A 20,264-nucleotide genomic window follows, 5' to 3' on the forward strand; every position below is an offset into this window, starting at 1 on the left:
CTCGTCAGCGAGTCGACACGGCCCCTGCCGCCGGGGGCTGCGGCGTAGGCCTCGGCGGCTGTGAAATGGCCGTCCTCGCCGACCGCGCGGGCGAACTGCTGACTCCACAACTGGTACGCGAACTCCACGCCGCGCCGCCGGCTGCGGGACAACCGGCGCGCGTCGGTCCTCCACTCCGGTCTCCGCGCGGCACGGACATCAGCATGCGATCAACGACCGGGCACGCGATCATGGGAACGCCGGGCTCAGTGCGCGGTCGGCCCCCCTCGGGGCGGCGGTCCGGGCACGGCGGCCCGGGTACGCGCTGTCCAGCTTTCTTGGTGGTGTTGCCTGTGCGTCCGACAAGTGCCTCAGCGGAAGGCGGGAAGCGCGTCCGGACGGGGCCCGTCCCGCCGTTCGACGCCGCCCGGCCGGGACCGGCCCCGTCCGGGGACCCGCTGCTCACCGCGAAACTCTCGATCCCGGTGACCGTTCCCCGCTGCATACGCCGACAGCGACTGCTGAACAGGCTCACCACAGGGGCGAACGGTCCGCTGACTCTCGTCACCGGCCCGGCGGGCGCTGGCAAGACGACGCTCGTCGCGGCGTGGGCACGTACGGGAACGGCGCCCGGGCCTGTCGTCTGGGTGTCGCTGGACGGCGGCGACACCCCTGGCGTCTTCTGGGCGTACGTCCTGGAGGCCTACCGTCGCGCTCTTGTCGTACCGACCGGCGACATCGGAGCGCCGGCCGGTACGGCAAGCGTCGACCGCTCGCTGCTCGTGCGGCTGGCCGCGGCACTGGAGCGCTTGACCGAGCCGGTGGTGCTGGTACTCGACGATCTGGACCGGGTGCCCGGCCGCGAGGTGGCTTCGGGCCTGGAATTCCTGCTCGACCGTGCCGGGACGTGTCTGCGTCTGGTCGTGATCAGCAGAACCGACCCGCTGCTGCCGCTTCACCGCTACCGGGCCGAGAGCCGGCTGTACGAACTCCGTGGCGCCGACCTGGCGTTCACCCAGGCCGAGGCGGCCGCTCTGCTGCGCGGGCACGGGCTGGAGCAGGGGAGGGAAACCGTCGCCGCCCTCGTAAACCGCACGGAGGGCTGGGCCGCCGGGCTGCGGTTGTGCGCACTGGCCATGCAGGAGTCCGGAGCCCCGGAACGCTTCGTCCGGTCGTTCACCGCCTCCGAAAACGCCGTGGCCGACTACCTGCTGGCCGAGGTCCTCGAAGCCCAGCCCGCGGAGATCCAGGAGCTGCTCGTGCGGACCAGCATCCTGAACCGGGTGCACCCCGAGCTGGCCGACGTACTGACCGGGCGTGAGGACGCCGAGCGGATCCTGGCCCGGCTCGTTAGGGACAACGCCTTCGTCGAGCCGATCCCCGACACGCGGTGGTGCCGTTTCCACCCGCTGTTCTCCGCGGTGCTGCACGCGCACCTGCGCAGTGGGCGGCCAGGCCTCGAACCGGAACTGCACCACCTCGCGGCGCATTGGCTCGTTGAGACAGGCCAGGTCACCGAGGCCCTGGGCCATGCGGCCGAGGCCCGGGACTGGCAGTTCGTGGCCGCGGAGGCAGTCCGGCACCTCACGATCGGAGGTCTGTTCACCGGTCACGGCGCCGAGAGTATCGAGCGGATGCTCTCGCCCATGCCCGAGAACGGCCATGGAGCCGAACCGACTCTCGTCGCGGCGGCCCGCAGGCTGTCCTGTCACGACACCGAAGGCTGCCGCAGACACCTCGCGCGCGCCGAGCCCCACCTGCACGGCGAGGATGCCCGGCCCACGCCTGAGGCTCTCCTCCTGAGCACGCTGCTGAGGCTCCTGTCGCAACCGTGCGGGGAGGGGAACGGCGTGAGCGTGACGACGGCCGAGGACACGGCTCAGCGCGTGCGGGAACTGATGGCGCAGGTGCCGCGGTACCGGATCAAGGAGCATCCCGAGATCGAGGCTCTGCGCCGTTACGGTCTGGCGTGGAACCTTCTCGAGTCCGGGCACCTCGTCGCCGCACGGATGGCTTTCGAGGACGCGGTGCGCGGGTGTATGGCCGATGCCACGGACCTGGTGCGGCACGAGACCCTCGGCCGGCTGGCGTTGGTCGAGAGCATCTGCGGAGCGTTGACCGCGGCAGAGGACCACGCCCTGGGGTCGCTCGCCGTCGCCGACCAGTGCGGCATACCCGTGACCCGTGGTTCCGGGGCCGGGCACCTGGCGCTCGCCGCCGTCGCGTCCGAACGCGGCGACACCGGGCGAGCAGAAGACCATCTGGAGCGGGCCACCGCCTTCTCCGACATCGGCGACGACCCGGTCCTCACCACGGAACGGGCCGTCGTGCACGCCCGGGTGGAACTGGCGCGGGGCGCACGGGACGCCGCCCTGAAGGCTCTGGGCGCTGTGGACACCCTGTACCAGGACCGGCCGCCCCGCCCCCCGTGGGCCATCGAACGCCTGGCCGTCGCACGCTCCACCGTCGCCCTGGCGCGGGGAGACGCCGAGGCGGCGCTCACTGTCCTCGACTCCGTGGACTCCGGTGGTGAGTCACTCGCGGTCGCCCTGGCGCTCGGGCACCTCGCGTCGGGGCGCACCGACCGGGCCCTGCGGCTCGTGGCGACGACGGAGGGTTCCCCTGAGCTGGCTCTGCCGGATCTCGTACGTGTCCGGCTGCTGCGGGCTCACGTCGCCATGTCGAACGGTGACCGCGAGGCCGCGCGCCGTCTGCTGGCCAAGGCCCTGGACGCCGCCGCGCCCGAGCGGATGCGGCGGCCCTTCACCGAGGCCGGCCCGTGGCTCCCGTGGCTACGGCGGTTGCCGGCCGGTCCGGGCGGTCTGTCCTACGCCCATTCCTGGCTCACGAACGGGTCGACCGACCGGATGGTCCGCCCGTCCGGGGCCGAACCGCTGAGCGGGCGCGAACGGGAAGTGCTCGCGTGCGTGGCGCAGATGATGTCCACGCAGGAGATCGCCGCCGAACTCCACTTGTCCGTCAACACCGTCAAGACGCACCTGAAGAGCATCTACCGCAAACTCGGTGTGTCCCGCCGCCGTGCGGCGGTCGAGCGCGGACGAGAACTCCACTTCCTGTAGTTCCGGTTCCTCCGGTCACCTCTGAGGGGTGATCCCTGGCGCCCGTTCGCCAGGCAGCATGCGAGGAAGGGGTCCCGCGCGCACGAGAGGGCGGTACGGGCATGCGCTACGAGTTCCGTGTCACCGGTCATATCTCCGGGGCGCTGGCAAAGGCGTTCCCAGAGCTGACCAGGGAGACCGCTTCTCGGCAGACGGTGTTCTTCGGCTCGGTGACGGACGAGGCGCACCTGTACGGGTTGCTCGCGCGCTTCCAGGATCTCGGCCTGCGCGTCGACGAGATGCGCCGCCTGCCGGACCCGGAGGCGGGGGCGACGAGGAAGCCGCGATGACAGTCGCGACCAGGCACCCCGGGCCGACGGGCAGCGCACCGCGCGCCGCGCCCGCCAGGCAGCCTGTCGGGGCGTACCAGGAGCGGGTGCAGGTGGCCGGGTCGGGAGCGTCGGCACTCGTTGCCGGATCGTCCTGATGCCGGGCCGGGACGACGACGGTCCGCTGCCGCTCGGGGCCGGGGAGGACCGGGGATTCGGTCCTCGCCCCGTACGGTCGCCCGGCGCGTACGCCAACCTGGGGCCGGCGGGTCGTCGCCGGATGGCCTGCGGATTCCGGCATCTGGATCTGCCGCACCACCTGACGGGATGCCACCGCTGGGCACGCGTCGCCGGCATCGACGGCAGCCGACGCGACTTCTGCCTCAGGCACCTGCGGAACCGGGATGCCACGCCCCGGACCGAGACCATGACGCCCCGCCGCACACGCCCGCGCGTCCACGCGGGCGTGTGCGGCGGCTCGCCGGCCCTGGCCCTCGCCCACGTCTCACGGTGCCCTTGGCTGGGGTGCGCCGGCCCTGGCCCTCGCCCACGTCTCACGGTGCCCTCGGCTGGGGTGCGCCGGCCCTGGCCCACGTCTCACGGTGCCCTTGGCTGGGGTGCGCCGCCCCGCCCCGCCCCGCCCCGTCCCGGCACGGCACGGTGGGCGACCCGTAACCCGAGCCCGTGGACGACACACAGACGCAGTCGGATCCGGCGATCCCGGCGATCCGGTCGCCCGCCACCATTGATCACCCTTTCGGGGTGACGACGGACCGGTCGGCCGGGCGGAAGCCTGGTCGTGAGCGGCTGCCGACCGCGGCCGCACGAGAAACGGAGGTCCTGCCATGGCCACCACCACCCACCACCGCTCGGCCGGCGCCGAGGCAGCCGCCGGAGGGCTGACGGTCTTCGCCGCGGTGATGCTGTTCATCGCCGGTGTCCTCGACCTCTTCCGGGGCATCATGGCCATCGCCGAGGACGACGTCTTCGTCAGCACCCCCAACTACGTCTTCAAGTTCGACCTGACGAGCTGGGGCTGGATCCAGCTGGCGCTCGGGGCGATCGCCATGGGCGTGAGCATCGGCCTGTTCGCCACGGCCACCTGGGCGAGGGTGCTCGGAGTGGGCATCGCGGGGCTGCTGATCATCGCCAACTTCCTCTCCATCCCGTACTACCCCGTCTGGTCCATCACACTGATCGCCCTGTACGGGTTCGTCATCTGGGCGCTGTGCGTGGTCAGGAAGGAACCGGACACCCTGACCGACTGAGCCGAGGCGACGACAGTGACCGCGGCGGTTCGGCGCACCGACAGCGCTGAACCGACAGCGCTCGACCAACGGTGCTGAACCCCTGGCGGGAGTGACATGGACGGTCTCAACATCCTTCCGCTGGCCATCACCATGATGGCCGGACCCCAGATCATGTCGGCGTTCGTCTTCGTCACGACCCCGCGGCCGGTCCGTGTGTCGTCGGCCTTCCTGCTCGGTGTCGCCATCGCGGCCTCGACCGGCGTGGCGATCATGCTGGGCCTGGCCACATGGCTCGCGTCCTCCACCGACCTCGGAGACTCCGACGACAACGGATCGGCCGGTCAGGTCATCCAGTACATCCTCGTCGGACTGCTGATCGCCGCCGCGGTGAAGAACTGGCTGACGCGCGCCACGGCCGAACCGCCCAAGTGGCTCGGGACCCTGATGGCGGCCGGCCCCGGAAGAGCGTTCAAGACAGGTCTGCTCCTGATTCTCCTGATGCCCTCGGACCTCATGGTCATGGCGACCGTGGGTGTCCATCTTGCGCAGGCCGGAGCGAACTACGCGGAGGCGCTGCCCTTCATCGCGCTGACCGTACTGGTGGCCGCCCTGCCCCTGCTCGTTCTGCTGCTCTTCCGGCGACGGGCGGAGAGAGCCATGCCGGCGGTCCGGGACTGGATGAACTCCCACAGCTGGTTGGTCAACATCATCGTCTGTGTGATCTTCATCGTGCTCATCCTCACGTGACGCCGAGGACCCGCCGATCCTCACCCAGGACGGGTGAGGCGCCGGGGGGCGCGGCCACGCACCGTGGGGACAGGGAAAGACGTGGCCCTACCGGGGCGATATGGAAGGAAGGCACGAGGCATGTCCGAGACCCACCGCCAGATTCTGCCGATCCCCGATGTGCCCCGGCCGGGACCGATCACGTACGACGCCAGGGATCCGGGGACCTCCTTCCCGGCCATCCAGCCCCTCCGCCCTCCCGAGCAGGCACCGAACGTGATGCTGATCATGCTCGACGACGTCGGGTTCGGCGCTCCGAGCACCTTCGGCGGCCCCTGCGAGACCCCGGTCTTCGACCGTCTCGCCCAGAACGGCCTGCGCTACACCCGCTTCCACACGACCGCCCTGTGCTCGCCGACCCGTGCGGCGCTGCTGTCCGGCCGCAACCACCACTCCGTGGGCATGGGCGGCGTCACCGAGATCGCCACGTCGGCTCCGGGGTACAGCTCGATGCGCCCCAACACCAAGGCGCCGCTCGCCGAGATCCTCAAGCTCAACGGCTATTCGACGGCCCAGTTCGGAAAGTGCCACGAGGTTCCGGTGTGGCAGACGAGTCCGGCCGGTCCGTTCGACGCCTGGCCCACGGGCGGTGGCGGCTTCGAGTACTTCTACGGCTTCATCGGCGGCGAGACCAACCAGTACGAACCCGCGCTGTACGAGGGCACGTCGCCCGTCGACCCGCCGAAGACCCCCGAGGAGGGCTACCACCTCACCGAGGACCTGGCGGACCGGGCCATCGCGTGGGTCCGCCAGCAGAAGACCCTGATGCCGGACCGGCCGTTCTTCTGCTATTTCGTGCCGGGTGCCACGCACGCGCCGCACCATGTGCCCGCGGAGTGGTCCGACCGCTACCGGGGCCGCTTCGACCAGGGCTGGGACGCGATCCGGGAGGAGATCCTCGCCCGGCAGAAGGGCCTCGGGGTCGTGCCGGAGAACGCGGAGCTGACCCGGCGGCACGCGGAGATTCCCGCCTGGGACCAGGTTCCCGCGGAGGTCCGGCCCGTGCTCGCGCGGCAGATGGAGGTCTACGCCGGCTTCCTCACCCACACCGACCACCACATCGGCCGACTCGTCGCAGCCCTGGAGGGACTGGGAATCCTCGACGACACCCTCATGTACGTGATCACCGGTGACAACGGCGCCTCCGCCGAGGGCGGTCTGCGCGGCAGCTTCAACGAGGTGCTCGCCTTCAACGGCATGGCCGAGGTCGAGACACCGGAGTTCATGGCGGCCAGGATCGACAAGTTCGGCACCCCCGAGGCGTACAACCACTACGCGGTCGGCTGGGCGCACGCCATGGACACCCCGTACCAGTGGACCAAGCAGGTCGCCTCGCACTGGGGCGGCACCCGCAACGGCACCATCGTCCACTGGCCGGGCCGCATCCGGGCCACCGACGAGAACCGCGGTCAGTTCAGCCATGTCATCGACGTCGCCCCGACCGTCCTGGAAGCCGCCGGGATCCCCGAGCCGACCACGGTCAACGGGGTACAGCAGTCGCCGATGGAGGGCATCTCGATGCTCTACGGCTTCGACGACGCCGACGCGCCCGAGCGGCACGACCAGCAGTACTTCGAGATGTTCGGCAACCGCGGCATCTACCACAAGGGCTGGTCCGCCGTCACCAAGCACCGCACGCCGTGGGACGTCACGGGACAACAGGTGGCGTTCGACGACGACGTCTGGGAGCTGTACGACGGCTCCACCGACCCCACCCAGGCCCACGACCTGGCCGCCGAGATGCCGGACAAGCTGCATGAGCTCCAGCGGCTCTGGCTGATCGAGGCCGTCCGCCACAACGTCCTCCCCATGGACGACCGGACCGCCGAGCGGTTCAACGCCGAGATCGCGGGACGGCCCGAACTCATCAAGTCCGACCACCAGTTGCTGTACGGCGGCATGGGACGGCTCACCGAGAGCAGCCTGGTCAATGTCAAGAACAAGTCGTTCTCCGTCACCGCCGAGATCGCCTGCGCCGACAGCCCGATCGAGGGCGTCATCCTCGCCCAGGGCGGCAGCTTCGGCGGCTGGAGCCTGTACACCAGACACGGCCGGGCGAAGTTCGCGTACAACCTCTGTGCCCTGGAGACCGCGCAGGTCGAGGCCGACCGGCCGCTGCCCTCCGGAGAACACCAGGTACGCATGGAGTTCGCCTACGACGGTGGTGGCCTCGGCAAGGGCGGCACCGTGTCGTTGTACTACGACGGAGACAACGTGGGTGAGGGACGTGTCGAGCACACGCTGCCGTTCCTCTTCTCCGCCGACGAGACGGCCGACGTGGGTGTGGACACCGGCACCCCGGTCGCCCCCGACTACGAGAGCCCCGACGGCGCGTTCACCGGCGACATCCACTGGGTCCAGGTCGACACCGGACCGAACGACGCGGACCACTACATCCGGCCCGAGGACCGTATCCGCATCGCCATGGGACGTCAGTGACCCATGACGGCACACCGAGGAGAACCATCATGGACTATCCGCTGCTCAACGCGTTCCTGACCATCATGTGGGTCTTCCTGTGGGTGATGTGGTTCATGCTGCTCTTCCGCATCATCGGCGACATCTTCCGGGACGACTCGATGAACGGCTGGGGCAAGGCCGGCTGGTGTGTCTTCGTCGTCGCCCTGCCGTTCCTCGGCTGCTTCGTGTACCTCATCGCCCGGGGCAAGGGCATGGGCGAACGCCAGGTCCGCGCGGCACGAAGGAGCGAACAGGAATTCCGTACCTACGTGCGGGAGGCCGCCGGCACGAGCGAAGGAGCGCCCACCGGTCACGTCGACGAACTGTCGAGGCTCGCCGAACTCAAGAGCCACGGCGACATCACGGCCGGGGAGTACGAGCGCGCGAAGGAGAAGGTGCTCGCCGGCTGACGGAGTCCGAGGAAGGGGCACAGTCATGGACGTGGGACCTGTCGAGTACGTCGTCGTCGCTTTCCCCGGCAACCGCTTCCGGGGCGAGATCGCACCGGAGCTGAGGGCTCTCGTGGCGAACGGCACCGTGCGGATCCTCGATCTGACCTTCGTCGAGAAGGACACGGACGGCGTTGTCTCCTACGTCGAACTGGATGCTCTCGACCCCATGGAAGCATCGGTGTTCGACGACATCGAGGGTGAGGTCGGCGGACTGTTCAGCCAGGAGGCCTGGCTCGTACGGCCCCGGTGCCCGGCGATTCGCCACCCATGATGCCTCCGTAGCCTGTCCGAAGCTCGTCCGTGCGCTACCGCGCGGTGGATGAGGGCCCGGCGTCTTCCTCTTCGGGCAGCCCCTCACGCAAATGCGGCCGCGCGGCAGCGGCCTTCCGGTGCCAGGCGCCGTACCGGTTCGTGAGCACGACGGCGGACATTCCGTGCAGCAGGATGCTCAGCGCGACGGTGACCGCGATCACCCGGCCGAGAAGCTGAACCCCCGGGACGTGTTCCTCCACGACGAGAAGCCCGAAGACGAGGGAGGCGAGTCCGCGCGGTCCGAACCACCCGATGTAGGCGACCGTGGGAAGGGCCAGGCCGCTGCCGGCCAGGGACAGGGCGACGGGCAGCATCCGGACCACGGTGAGGCTCAGCACGGCGTACGTGACGATCCGCCAGTCGAGGTGCTCCAGCGCCGGACCGAGCAGGACGGCACCGAACACCAGGAAGCTCAGGGACGCGAGCAGTACCGCGAGACGCCCGGCGAGGTCGGGGGTGTTCTCGCCGACGCCCGGTGCGCCCGCTGTCGCGCTCTGCCGCAGGGAGACACCGAGGGCGAAGCCCGCCACCCAGGCCGCGATGAACCCGCTCCCGTCGACGGCGACCGCCAGGGTGTACGAGCCCGCGGCCACGGCGAGAACGAACACCTGTCGCCAGTCACCTCCGACCCAGCCTCTCTCGCACGACCAGCGCAACAGCCGGCCGCCGCCCCATCCCACGGCCAGACCCAGCGCGGTGCTGAGCACGAGCGCACGCCAGAAGACCCCGGCAGCTCCCTCCTCCGAAGCCGTGGTGCCGGGCAGAGCCGCGAGGAACAGCACGAAGAAGGGCAGCACCATCCCGTCGTTGAGGCCGCTCTCGACGTTGAGACCGCTGCGTACGAGGGAGGGGACGCGTGGGCTGGAGACCGCGGTCGTGCCCAGAGCCGCGTCGGTCGGGGCCAGGATCGCCCCGACCAGCGCCAGCTCCCACGCGGTCAGCCCCGGCAGCAGGGGCCACGCCAGCAGCCACCCGGCCCCGATGGTCAGCGGCAGCCCGATCCCCAGCAGCCGGCCGGGAAGGAATCCGCCGACGCGCAGGTCCCGTCGGCGTACGGAGATGGCGTCGGTCAGCAGGACCAGCGTCAGGGCCGCTTCGGCCAGGGTGAGCACCGGTCCCGCGTCGTGCTCCAGATCGAGAAGGCCGAGCCCGACCGGGCCGATGGCCACCCCGAGGCCGGTGAACACCATCGGCGCCGACACGGCGGTCGTGGACAGCCGCCGGGAGAACAGCGCGTACCCCGCTGTGACGGCGGCCACGGCCGCCCCGGTCCACGCACCGCCGCTCACCGCCCCTCCGCCGGTCCGTCGTCGCGGGCGCACCGGAACCCCTGGTTGCCGGTGCTGCTGTCGGGGGTGCTGGAACCGCGGGCGGCCACCCGGTAGCGGCGGCAGTAGGAGGCGTGGCACAGGTAGGACCCGCCGCGGATCACCCGCTGCACGCCGGTCGAGGGGCCGGGCGGGCCGTCCTCCGGGCTGCTCCGGTAGTAGGCGGGCGAGTACCAGTCCGCGCACCACTCCCAGACGTTGCCGCACATGTTGTGCAGGCCGTAACCGTTCGGGGGGTACGCGGTGACGGGCGCCGTGCCGTACCAGCCGTCCTCGACGGTGTTGTGGTCGGGGAAGCTGCCCTGCCACACGTTCATCCGGTGCTCACCGCCGGGCTCCAGGTCGTCACCCCAGGGGAACACGCGCTGTTCGAGGCCGCCACGCGCGGCGTACTCCCACTCCGCCTCGGTCGGCAGCCGCGTTCCCGCCCAGGCGGCGTAGGCCGTGGCGTCGTTCCACGAGACGTGGACGACCGGGTGCCCGGCGCGGTCGTGTACGTCGGATCCGTGACCCTCGGGGTGGCGCCACCATGCCCCGTGCACCTGTCGCCACCAGGGAGCCCCGGCGACCGCCCGGGTATCGGGACAGTCGTCCGGGAGAAGCCCGGCGAAGACGAACGACCAGCCGTACCGCTCGGCATCCGTGAGGTGCCCGGTCGCGTCGGCGAAGGACTGGAACTCCGCGTTGGTGACGGCCCATCGGTCGATCCAGAAGGGTGCGAGCCGTACCGGATGAACGGGCCACTCTCCGTCGTCGACCACGACCCACTCGTCTTCCGCGCCCATCAGGAACAGGCCGCCGGGAACGCGGACCATGCCGTCCGCCCGCGCGCCGGCCCGGGGCGCGGAGGGCACCGCCACGGTCACGTGCCGCGCGGACTCGTCCCGGGACGGAGCGCAACACCGTCCGTCTGATCTATTTTCCGACATTGATCACCAATCGGGGTCGACCGTGCCGACCTGCACATGATCGGACCCCGACACGTCCGCGCCCGGCATCGACACGATGTACCGCAATAGGCTGATTCATCCTGTGAGGCGCAGTCGTGGGCAGGCTTCCGCCCCGGGGCTCTTCCGCAGCTTCCGCCCCGGCTCTCCGCCTCCCCCGACCGGGCACTCCGGATGGCCCACCTCAGGATGCCGTGTCCCCGCCGGTCCGGAGCAATGGATACCGACGGCGACCACACAGGCCGCGTCCAGACCTGGAGGACGGATGACCAGCGCGTCGGAACCGCCGCGCCACCCTGCCCACGAGGGATCGTCGTCGGGTGGCAGGCCGCACGGGGGAGGCCCGGCCGGAATCGCACGGAGGGTGATCTCGGCGGTCCTGGTCGTCCTCGCCTGTGTCCTGGTCCCCGTGTCGGTACTGACCGTCTGGGTGCACGACATCGTCCTCGACACGGACCGTTACGTCGAGACGGTGGGACCGCTCGCCACCGACCCCGCGATCGAGGACGCCGCGCGCAACCGGATCGTCCAGGCCGTCGACGTACGGGTCGACGGCAAGCGAGCCACTGCCGAGATCGCGGCCTGGATGCAGTCGCAGGGCCTGCCGCCCCATGCCGCACAGGCGGTGAAGGGACTGGCCCCCCAGCTGGACGAGGCCGTGACCGGCGTCGCGGACAAGGCGGCGACGCGCTTCGTGGAGAGCGACAGGTTCGAGAAACTGTGGAACTCCGCCAACCGGGCCGCACATTCGACCGTGGTGCACGCGGGCGAGCCGGGCGCCGCTGCCCGGTCAGGCCGCCCGCAGCTCCTCCGCGGGTAGCCGGCCTGCCCGCACCGCGTCGACCAGGGCCTGGTGGTCACGCTCGTTCTGGTCGGCGTACGCCTCCGCGAAGGCGGCGAGCGCCCGGTCGAACGAGTTGCCGCTGCCCAGATAGGCGGCGATCGCGATGCGGTCGCCGGACCGCGCGTGCGCACGAGCCAGAGTGACTCCGCACACGTCGCCGAAGGCCCGCATGCCCCTCGGCCGCATCCTCTCCGGCATGGCGATGCCCTTCCAGTCGCGCAGCTGGCGGACGTAGAAGTCGCGCTGTTTGCCGTCGATCCCGTCCACCCGTTCCCAGCCGAGGAAGATGTCGCTCGTGGCCTGCATCAACCGCTGGCCGGAGACCACCCGCTCGCCCTGGTTGCTGTATCGGCTCGCACCGACGTGTACGGCGAGCACGGAGGCGTCGGCCTCTTTGGCCTGGAGGAAGAGCGGGTCCTGGCCGTCCCGGCCGAGCAGGAGGAAGATCCAGCATCGGGTGCCCACGCTGCCGACCCCGACCACCTTGCGGGCGACGTCCGCCAGTCGGTAGTCCTCCAGGAGCGTGCGCCGGTCGGAAGCCAGAGTGCGGCCGTACCGCTCGAGCAGGCCGCGGAACCGGCGCTCGAGAGCGCTGCGCTCGAGATCCGGCAGCAGGTCGCCGGCCGGGATGAGCAGCGGGGGATCCGCCGCGATCCTGGGCCGGCCGTCGATTGTCTCGGTGAGCTTGTCGAAGGCCTGCAGACTGTCCCGGGTGCGGGCCTTCGCCATGGCGTTGGCCAGGTTCCTCCGACCGCGCTTGTGGAGCCGGTCCGCGGCCAGGGACGCAAGGAGGTCCGCGTCGATCTTCGCGTACCAGACGTCGAGGTTGTCCGTCGCCGCGAAACGGATCATCGCCTCGCGGTACGAACGGACCGCGGAGTTCACGATGCGGGCGCGTTCGGCGTCGTCGAAGCCGTTCGCCCGGCCCGCGATGACGAGACTCGCCGACAGCCGCTTGACGTCCCACTCCCAGGGGCCCGGCAGTGTCTCGTCGAAGTCGTTGATGTCGAACATCAACTGTCTCTCCGGTGAGGCGAGCAGACGGAAGTTCAGGAGGTGCGCGTCCCCGCACAGCTGGGCCGTGATTCCCGAGCGCGGGCTGTCGGCCAGGTCGGACGCCATGATCGCGGCGGCGCCCCGGTAGAAGCGGAAAGGAGACTCCGTCATCCGGCCGTAGCGGATCGGGACGAGTTCGGGCACCCGGGCCGCGGACTGCGACTGAAGGATCGTCAGCGGGTCGGGCCGGTCAGGAGCCGGCCTGTACACGGCGTGGCCCGACCGCGGTGTGCGGCGCCGCGCTCCCTTGCCGAGAGCCGCGCGGTCCTCGGGCGTGGCGTGGGGCACAGCGCGCATCGCGGTGGTCGCGTTCTGGGACATCGAAGGCCCTCCTGCATGGTCCTGCGGCGGTGGGGAGGCCGACACCGGGCACGTCGGACAGAAGGACGGCTCCGTCCGTGACCTGCTGTCCGATGTCGGCCGCGCGGACACCGGTGCCGGGTGGGCACCCGCTCTCAGCCCTGAGACCCGCTCTCGGCATCGGCGACGGCGATGGCGATGCCGAGAGCCGTGGCGATGTTGCCCGCTGCCGTCATGACACGGGCGGTGCCCACGATGGGCGCGACGGCGACCAGGACGTCCTGCAACTGATCGGCGGTCAGGCCGGCCCGGAGAGCGGGGTCGATATGCGCCGCGTAGGAGATCGGCGGGGCATCCGAGGCGGCGAGCGCCGCGATACGCGTGAGTATGAGCATGTCCGGGGCCAGCCCGCACCGCTCGATCGAGTCGGCCGTCATGGCGGTGAGAGTGTCCAGGACAGGGGTTTCCGATGCAGTCGACATGTCGCATGCCCTCCTGCTGAGTCTCGACCCCGAGATTGATAGGAGGCGGAAGAAACCGAGTACCGCGAGTGCGGGGGGTCCTCTCAACCCTAGAACTCTTCCGGACCTCGCGCATGGGGCGCATGGTTCGCACGTCAAGGCGGTGCGGCAGGGTGACCTGGCCCGGGCCGTCGACCTCGGCGTGTGGGTGCTGACGAGGCCGGCTCCGTGTCCGACCGTGAGGATGTCCCAGCAGACACATGGCGACAGAATGGTCGTTGTCCACTCCTTTCTGGCGGATCGGAGACATCCATGAAGGACCTCAAGTTCGAGCAGAAGCGCTCACTGTCCCGGCACTTGCACCGGGCCGCACGAGAAAGGCCCCGGACTCTCCCCGACCTGGGAATTCCGGGGCCTTGGCCCTGATCAACACTGTGCCCTCGGCAGGATTCGAACCTGCGACACCGGCTTCAGGAGTGGGATCGAATCCTTACCCGGGGGTGCCTGGCGCTATCGCGCGGTGTTGTTTCCCCTGGTCAGAACCGCACGGCTAGCCACTTGATCCGGCTCATGCCGCCCTGTACCGGGCCGTCCGCTCACGCATCGCTCACGCGCTGCCGGCTGCTGAGCAGCGCGTGGGTCAGATCTGGCCGAGGTCGATCTCCACCGGGAAGGGGGCCGCTACCTTGAGGACGCCGGTGAACACGCCTCCGTCCAGGTAGGTCTTCGTCGCAGGGTCGAGAACGTAGGTGTACACGAGAGGAACGCCTGTCGCGGCCTGCTCGATCCGCCAGTAGAAGCCGATGCCTGCCTTGGCGTACTGGTCGACCTTCACGATCCGGTCGGTGGTCTCCGAGCCTGGCGACACCACCTCCGCGACCAGCAACACGTGCGCGGGGCGGGTGGGGGTGATGTCGATCGTGTCTGCGCGGTACACAACGACGTCCGGGCGGCGATTGGTGAGCGGGACGTCCTGCAGCCGGACGTCGAAGTCCGTGTCGGCGTTCCACTCCGGGCCCGCGGCGGTATCCAGGGCGTTCGCCAGAATCCGGGCCAGCCGGTTGTGCCGCTTGGACGCACTCGGACTCACGACGACCATCCCGTCCACGATCTCAATACCGGAGCACTGCTCCTCGGACCAGGACTCGTACTCCTCCGCCGTGATCTGCTCATGCATCCACGCCGGGGCTACCATCTCGGCCGTCATGAAGCACCTCCCGGACACTGTGCTGCGGGCCCGATCCCGCTGGAGTCAGCGTACTGTCTGCCGTCCGTCCGGCACGCTGAACTCGCAGACGACCCCGGTGATCAGCGAGAGCGCGGCGATCGTCCGCAGCGGATTCCGCAGGCACAGCATCCCGCAACGCCGCTTCCTTGATCGTCTAAGGCCAGCGGGTGTCGCGGGTCATCACGGTGAGGACGGGTGAGGCCGGTGAGGGCTGGCTTTGCCCGATGTCCCCGTACCCCCACGACCTGTAGAGCGCTTGGACCTTCCCGTCCCCGGCGGCCGGGTTGACCATGAGCGTCACGTACGGCTCGTTGCGCGTGGCGAGGAGGGCCCGGAGTCCGTGCCGGATGATGCTGATCCGTTCGGAGATATTTCGGAGATCAACTCTCCGTCCGCTCACGCACCGCTCACGCAAACGGCCCCGGACGAGGAGTCCGAGGCCGAATAGAGTGCCTCCCTGGGGAGGAAACTCCAGGTCAGCGGCGTACTGCGTTGTGCCCTCGGCAGGATTCGAACCTGCGACACCGGCTTTAGGAGAGCCGTGCTCTATCCCCTGAGCTACGAAGGCGGGGATGTGTGGGCAAATGTGTTGGAAAATCCGCCCGTACCGGGTGGGTCTCGCCCCGAGGGGCCCCGGACATCCACAGGGTGCCCCGCCGGAGCGGTGCACCGTGAACAGTCTAGCGGTTGTCGGTCGGGCGGCGGAGCGTGATGTGCTGCCTGTGCGCTGTGCATCGGGGGCCCGGTCGTGGCCGGCGTCTTGGGGGTGCGGTCCGGCCCGATGACCGGGCAGGTGGCTACCTGGTGCGGCGGGTGATCCCCAGGGCCACGGAGTTCCTGGCCCATGAGTATCCGATGTAGACGAGCAGGGCGCCGTCGGCGCCGTACGCAGGGATCCGGCGCAGGCGATGCGTTTCATCCAGGGTGGAGAAACTGGATTCACTGTCCTGGCGGAACCCGATGAGACGCTCCCCGGCTTCTGTCACTGGTGGAATGATTCGGAGATGCTCGGTCCTGTTGAACCTCATGCGCTTTGTTCTTGGATCCAACACTCGGTCTTCCCTGGTCTCATACACTGGAATCCTCTCGACATGTGGACCTTTCCGGCAGGGCATTTCCAGGATGTGGTAGAAGCGACTCTCCTCCCCCTCTCTGTATTCGACCTCCCGAACAGGGATCGGGTTGTACAGGGTTTTTCCCTCCACACTGATCAGTCGCTCGCAGGCGCGTCCTTCTGCAGCGTAGACATCGTGGACGCATTCTGTAGATTCATAGCGGTACTTTTTCAGGGGCTGAGGTTTGAGTCCGTCGTATTGGCGTGTGAAGATCAGGAGGCCCGCCCTGATCAGCGGGGATCGATGCACACCCCGCCAGGCTTTGTCGTAGACCACGGTGTGATTTCCTGGGGTGCGTGCGCGTATCTCCATGGCAAGCCGGAGCGCAACCCTTGCTTCTTCCTTGCGGTCTGGATCCAATACCTCGGACTGGTGTCGTGCGGTGTCCACGTTGAGGATGATTCGGCTGTGCGGCGAGCATTCGTCACGTACCGAGAAAGAGACGATTTTGTTGCCGTAGATTTCTCGGTCGCCGCCTTCCAGCTGGATTGTGGCGTCTGGATCGACCCGGTGGCGCTTCCGGTTTCCGGTTTTTTCGTCGAAGGTGAATTCCTCGGTCTGGCTCGAGGCCGGCCGTGCAACGGTTCCGTCACCCGTGATGACTTGACTGCGATGAGGGCGGACCAGGCTTCCCCGCCGTTTCCTTGCAAGCATTCCCTGCGCGAGTGCTTGGCTTATCCAGGCGTCGCGACTTGACTCTCGAAGGTCGTGGAGCGCGTCGAGCATCGTGACTCTGAAGTCGTGCCAGTGGTGGCGCTTCGGGCCGATCTCGGGCAAGCCGTCCGCTGCGACATTGCCGCGATGCTGGCGGACGCCCTCGCGAACGGTCTTCCACATGAGCTCTTCCTCGAAGTTGGCGCAGGCCTTTTCAGCGGTCTTGAAGATCGAGATCGAGGCGAGAAAGATCAAGTAGATGTATGGAGGGTATGCGGGGGGACGGCCCCGGTCCCCTGGCGCGCGCGTGGGGAGGACACGGTCGGCCACGTCGTACAGGTCGGGGTTGGCGACGAGGAGTCGGAGGGACTCCAGTTCGGACAGGGAGCGGGCAGAAGGACCGGGTGGTTCGGGGCGGCTGAGACTGAAGACGTCCTTGGGCACCGGGCCCATGATGTAGTCCGGTTTCCGTTTGGTCTTGGCCCTGGGCTTGGAGGCGGTGGTGCGCCGCTTTGTCGCGCCCATCAGTCTTCCTGGCCTGATGGCCGCCAGTTGTAGCCGGCGAGCGTGGCGGCGCGGTCCAGCGAGGTGAAACCGAGGCGCAGTGCGACCTCGGCGATCTGCCCAGTTTCCGCGTGGACCTTGGCGGCGAGCCAGCTGGAGACGTCCCGCGGCTTGGCGGACCGCCCATCTGGGGCGATTCCGCTGGCGCGCACAACCTCGCCGAATGTGGTGCAGATGCTGGACTGCATCCGGTGGGCGGGAGAGGTGCCGTTCGTGGTGAGGGTTTGAGGGCTGTCGGAACCGGACTGGCGTTGGACGTACCCAGCGCGCAGGCGGAGGACTTCCCGGCTCCATGGATCGTCGAGCGGACAGTAACGGGCGGTGATCCGGGCTGCTCCTGTGGCCCAGACCCGGGAGTGACCGAAGTCCAGATCGGTGGTGCCGGTCAGGCCGATCTCGCCGGTGTGGAGGCCGGACAACAGCAGACCGAGGACGGCGGCGTGCCTGGTCTGAGGCATCCCGCGCTCGGCGTAGAAGCGGAGCTGGTCGATGTCGGTGTCGGTAAGCGTGCCGACGGGCCGCGGTTGTGAGCGGGGGATCGCCGGGAGGTCCAGGAGGGGCGCGAGAGTGGTCAGTCCGAGCCTTCGGGCCTCCGCGAACAAGGCGTCGACCGATGACCGGCGGCCCCGGCGGGTGCTGTCGGCCGGGCAGGCGACCAACCGTCCTTGCCGGTCGTTCCCTGGCGCGTCAAGGAAGGCCTGAGCGACGGTGTCGGTGACGTCGTCGAGGTATTCGAGGCCGAGCGCGAGGACGAACCTGAGGAGCCGTTCCGATCCGGTGATGTAGGAATCCACCGTCTGCGGCCGGAGTACGCCGAGGGCTGCCTTCTCCTGCCACTGCCGGGCGACGGGACGAAGGGCCGCCCGCAGAGTGACCCTACGCACGACGACCTCCCCACGGGCCGAACTGGCTTTGCTGGTGCGGGAGTGTGAGCTGGGGAATCAGCGAAACGTATGGGGTACGGCGCGTTGGCACGCTACCGTGACTGGTGGCTCTCGCTCTGAGTGAGGGCACGCCAAAGCCCCCCTTTCTCGCGGTTCGAGCCGCGATAAGGCCTACGGGGTGACGGTGGAGGGTCCGGAGAGGCGTGATCCTTAGCCGGGGAAGCGCATCTCCGGACCCGAACTCATGCTTGGGGGGTCGACTGGCGGCTCCTCATCGAAGGGATGAACGTGGACATCCCCCTGCTGGACGCGTAGACATTGAGCCAGGTCGCCAAGCTCACCCGCCCCAGGTCCGCCAGGTGATAGGGATGATCGAGTTCGACGCTCGGAGCGCCTGTGTCGGCCCGAGCGCGAGCGCGTGTCTCGGCGAGGATGCTCAGAACGCCGTGGAGCTGCTGATGCAGTCTCGTGGCTTCGTCCGGCGTCATGTGGCGGACATACCTGAGCCAGAGCGGGTCAGCCAGGAGTTCGGTCGGGTCGTCGTCGTAGACCGGGACCTTTTGTTCGTCCTCCTGATCCCCGGTGTCGTGGGGAGACTCCTCGGTGGAGGGGTTCTGACGGTCCTCTGAACCGGGGCCTTCCTCCGTGGGAGGCTCCTCCGCCCGGGCGTTGTTCTCGCCGCCGGGATGTGACGAACTGTTGCTCTGGGAAGAGTCTGCGCGGTCTTCCCGGTGTGCCTCTCCGTCCGCTGGCGGTGAACTGGACGGTTCCTCGGGTGGACGTGGTGCCGCGTGTTCGTGCCAGCGTACGAACCCGTCGGGCTCCTCGATCAGAAGCCCGGACAGGATCATCAGTTCCATGAGCTTGTCGACCGACCGGCGGTGCGTGTCGCCGCCCCCGACCAGCATCATGAAGCGGGCGTGCAGGCCGTCGCGCAGTCCAGGGCCCGGGGCGAGCCTGTTGCGCGCGCTCTTGGTGAACCAGGTCTGATTCAACCCCTTGCGCAGTGCGGCTTTGCCGAGCTCGGCATCCTTTGCCCATGCCTCCGCCACCTGTATCGCTGTCCGGGTGGCGCTGTACATTCCCCTGCCCGGGGCCTTCGTAGCGAGGCCGCAGTACTCGAAGAAGGCCATCGTCAGCCCGACGCGCCCGGGGTCGAAACCGAGCTTCGCTTTGACGTCGTGCACCGAGAATGGCTGCGGCAGGATGCCGATCGTGCAGGCGACAGCGAGCTGCTCCAGCGCGACCATTCGGTTCGTGGGCAATTCCCGCGAGGACGCGGTTCCCGCAGTGGATCCCTGACCCGGCATCGCCCCTCCTGTGGCCGCTGCGCACAGACGGGCGCCTGGGCAGCGTAGGGCACGCCAGCGCAGTGATGCAGGGGAATCGATGACATTGCAGTGCAGCCCAACTCTTAATTGCTGAAGGGGCGTTGCTCCCCGTACGGCGCGACGGCGGGCCTTATGACATCGAACACGCATCGTGTAGGGAAACCCCGCAGGTGAGTTGCCCTGCCGGAGGCCGGTCGTAGCGATTGCCGGGGCGGCGCGGCAAGTTTTATGCGTCGCACCGCGACGGTTCCGGAGGGGCCCCTGCTGTGCAGGGGCCCCTCCGGGCACTCCGAGAGGTTCGGTGCCTCGTTCATCGATCTGGTTCATGCGCGTCTTCCTCGGAAATCACACTCCGTTACTTGCTATACAAGTAGCATCTTGGGGTGGGGGGCGCATCCGGAGTGCGCCTCGGTCACACTTATGCCGTGCCTGGAGGAATGAGACGTGCCAACAAGCCGAGCAGCTTCGTCGTCAACGGCGACTGGCCGCACGCAGTGATGGAGCCACATCGAGGTGCTCTCGTCGCGCAGGCTATAGCCCGAAAACTCGCCGACGTGATGGCGGAGCAGGAAATCAGCGCCAATGCCCTCGCGAAGAAGAGCGGTGTCAATCGACAGGTCATTACCAACGTACTCAACGGCACTGTCTGGCCCGACATTCTGACGATCGTAGACCTGGAGGGTGCCCTGCGTGTCCTGCTCTGGCCCGACCACACGCAGTGGAGGATCCCTGAGCCGGGCCAACCGGGCGACCATGCCGCCTCCGAGGAGGGAGCCCCTCGGCAGAGCCGCGACGGGGGCGGCTGACGCCCGGCCGGCGGTTGCATTGGTACAGAGATCGCCATTGGGCGCTCCGAAGTCCCGCCGATCCGATGGTGTCCCGCCGAGTGGTGTAGCCGATCAAGGTGTGGTTGTGCGCGGGCGGA

18 protein-coding genes and 1 tRNA gene are annotated in these 20,264 nt (G+C 68.9%); 9 read left to right on the plus strand and 10 right to left on the minus strand.

Going from position 1 to position 20,264, the window contains the following annotated elements:
* The first annotated feature begins 464 nt into the window (after positions 1-464).
* The 7 genes from RB628_RS00850 (at position 465) to RB628_RS00880 (ending at position 8,586) form a co-directional block, all read left to right on the plus strand.
* Positions 465-3,059 carry a LuxR C-terminal-related transcriptional regulator gene (locus tag RB628_RS00850; RefSeq protein ID WP_318318254.1) on the plus strand — a complete coding sequence of 865 codons (2,595 nt, stop codon included), beginning with the start codon at positions 465-467 and terminating at the stop codon, positions 3,057-3,059.
* 101 nt (positions 3,060-3,160) lie between these two features.
* Positions 3,161-3,388 carry a hypothetical protein gene (locus tag RB628_RS00855; RefSeq protein ID WP_318318255.1) on the plus strand — a complete coding sequence of 76 codons (228 nt, stop codon included), beginning with the start codon at positions 3,161-3,163 and terminating at the stop codon, positions 3,386-3,388.
* 824 nt (positions 3,389-4,212) lie between these two features.
* A complete protein-coding gene (locus tag RB628_RS00860; protein ID WP_318318256.1) occupies positions 4,213-4,635 on the plus strand; it encodes a hypothetical protein in 423 nt (140 codons plus the stop codon).
* A 96-nt stretch (positions 4,636-4,731) separates the two neighbouring features.
* The gene (locus RB628_RS00865) at positions 4,732-5,364 is read left to right on the plus strand and encodes a GAP family protein (RefSeq protein ID WP_318318257.1); all 633 of its coding nucleotides are present in this window, start codon (positions 4,732-4,734) and stop codon (positions 5,362-5,364) included.
* 120 nt (positions 5,365-5,484) lie between these two features.
* Positions 5,485-7,842, plus strand: a complete 2,358-nt coding sequence (locus RB628_RS00870) for an arylsulfatase (RefSeq protein WP_318318258.1) — start codon at positions 5,485-5,487, stop codon at positions 7,840-7,842.
* Between the two features lie 29 nt (positions 7,843-7,871).
* Complete coding sequence (locus RB628_RS00875; RefSeq protein WP_318318259.1) at positions 7,872-8,273, plus strand: SHOCT domain-containing protein; 402 nt, start codon at positions 7,872-7,874, stop codon at positions 8,271-8,273.
* A gap of 25 nt (positions 8,274-8,298) precedes the next feature.
* Positions 8,299-8,586, plus strand: coding sequence for a hypothetical protein (locus tag RB628_RS00880; RefSeq protein WP_318318260.1), 288 nt, complete (start codon positions 8,299-8,301; stop codon positions 8,584-8,586).
* A 34-nt stretch (positions 8,587-8,620) separates the two neighbouring features.
* Here RB628_RS00880 and RB628_RS00885 read toward each other — a convergent pair whose 3' ends face one another.
* Together RB628_RS00885 and RB628_RS00890 are read right to left on the minus strand one after the other, a co-directional pair.
* Positions 8,621-9,916: a cation:proton antiporter gene (locus tag RB628_RS00885; RefSeq protein WP_318318261.1), complete on the minus strand. Its 1,296-nt coding sequence runs from the start codon at positions 9,914-9,916 to the stop codon at positions 8,621-8,623.
* A complete protein-coding gene (locus RB628_RS00890) occupies positions 9,913-10,821 on the minus strand; it encodes a formylglycine-generating enzyme family protein (protein ID WP_412180566.1) in 909 nt (302 codons plus the stop codon). The genes RB628_RS00885 and RB628_RS00890 overlap by 4 nt, the downstream gene beginning before the upstream one ends.
* Positions 10,822-11,167: 346 nt before the next feature.
* On the opposite strand from RB628_RS00890, the gene RB628_RS00895 reads away from it, so the two are divergent.
* The gene (locus RB628_RS00895; RefSeq protein WP_318318262.1) at positions 11,168-11,722 is read left to right on the plus strand and encodes a hypothetical protein; all 555 of its coding nucleotides are present in this window, start codon (positions 11,168-11,170) and stop codon (positions 11,720-11,722) included.
* Here the strand turns inward: RB628_RS00895 and RB628_RS00900 are convergent.
* The 8 genes from RB628_RS00900 to RB628_RS00935 all read right to left on the minus strand — a co-directional run bounded on the left by RB628_RS00900 (position 11,693) and on the right by RB628_RS00935 (position 19,273).
* A complete protein-coding gene (locus RB628_RS00900) occupies positions 11,693-13,123 on the minus strand; it encodes a DUF2252 domain-containing protein (RefSeq protein WP_318318263.1) in 1,431 nt (476 codons plus the stop codon). The two genes, RB628_RS00895 and RB628_RS00900, sit on opposite strands and share 30 nt — an antisense overlap.
* 134 nt (positions 13,124-13,257) lie before the next feature.
* The gene (locus tag RB628_RS00905) at positions 13,258-13,584 is read right to left on the minus strand and encodes a carboxymuconolactone decarboxylase family protein (RefSeq protein ID WP_318318264.1); all 327 of its coding nucleotides are present in this window, start codon (positions 13,582-13,584) and stop codon (positions 13,258-13,260) included.
* A 619-nt stretch (positions 13,585-14,203) separates the two neighbouring features.
* Positions 14,204-14,770, minus strand: a complete 567-nt coding sequence (locus RB628_RS00910) for a Uma2 family endonuclease (RefSeq protein ID WP_318318265.1) — start codon at positions 14,768-14,770, stop codon at positions 14,204-14,206.
* Between the two features lie 175 nt (positions 14,771-14,945).
* Entirely contained in the window at positions 14,946-15,191 is a 246-nt protein-coding gene (locus tag RB628_RS00915) for a hypothetical protein (protein WP_318318266.1), read from the minus strand.
* 95 nt (positions 15,192-15,286) lie between these two features.
* A tRNA-Arg gene (locus RB628_RS00920) sits at positions 15,287-15,359 on the minus strand.
* Positions 15,360-15,588: 229 nt separating this feature from the next.
* Entirely contained in the window at positions 15,589-17,085 is a 1,497-nt protein-coding gene (locus tag RB628_RS00925) for a hypothetical protein (protein ID WP_318318267.1), read from the minus strand.
* Positions 17,085-18,008, minus strand: a complete 924-nt coding sequence (locus RB628_RS00930; RefSeq protein ID WP_318318268.1) for a hypothetical protein — start codon at positions 18,006-18,008, stop codon at positions 17,085-17,087. The genes RB628_RS00925 and RB628_RS00930 overlap by 1 nt, the downstream gene beginning before the upstream one ends.
* A 242-nt stretch (positions 18,009-18,250) precedes the next feature.
* Positions 18,251-19,273: a hypothetical protein gene (locus RB628_RS00935; protein WP_318318269.1), complete on the minus strand. Its 1,023-nt coding sequence runs from the start codon at positions 19,271-19,273 to the stop codon at positions 18,251-18,253.
* A 503-nt stretch (positions 19,274-19,776) separates the two neighbouring features.
* On the opposite strand from RB628_RS00935, the gene RB628_RS00940 reads away from it, so the two are divergent.
* The gene (locus RB628_RS00940) at positions 19,777-20,145 is read left to right on the plus strand and encodes a helix-turn-helix transcriptional regulator (RefSeq protein WP_318318270.1); all 369 of its coding nucleotides are present in this window, start codon (positions 19,777-19,779) and stop codon (positions 20,143-20,145) included.
* Positions 20,146-20,264 lie beyond the last annotated feature (119 nt).

This window comes from Streptomyces sp. ADMS, assembly GCF_033441795.1.
Lineage (GTDB): Bacteria > Actinomycetota > Actinomycetes > Streptomycetales > Streptomycetaceae > Streptomyces.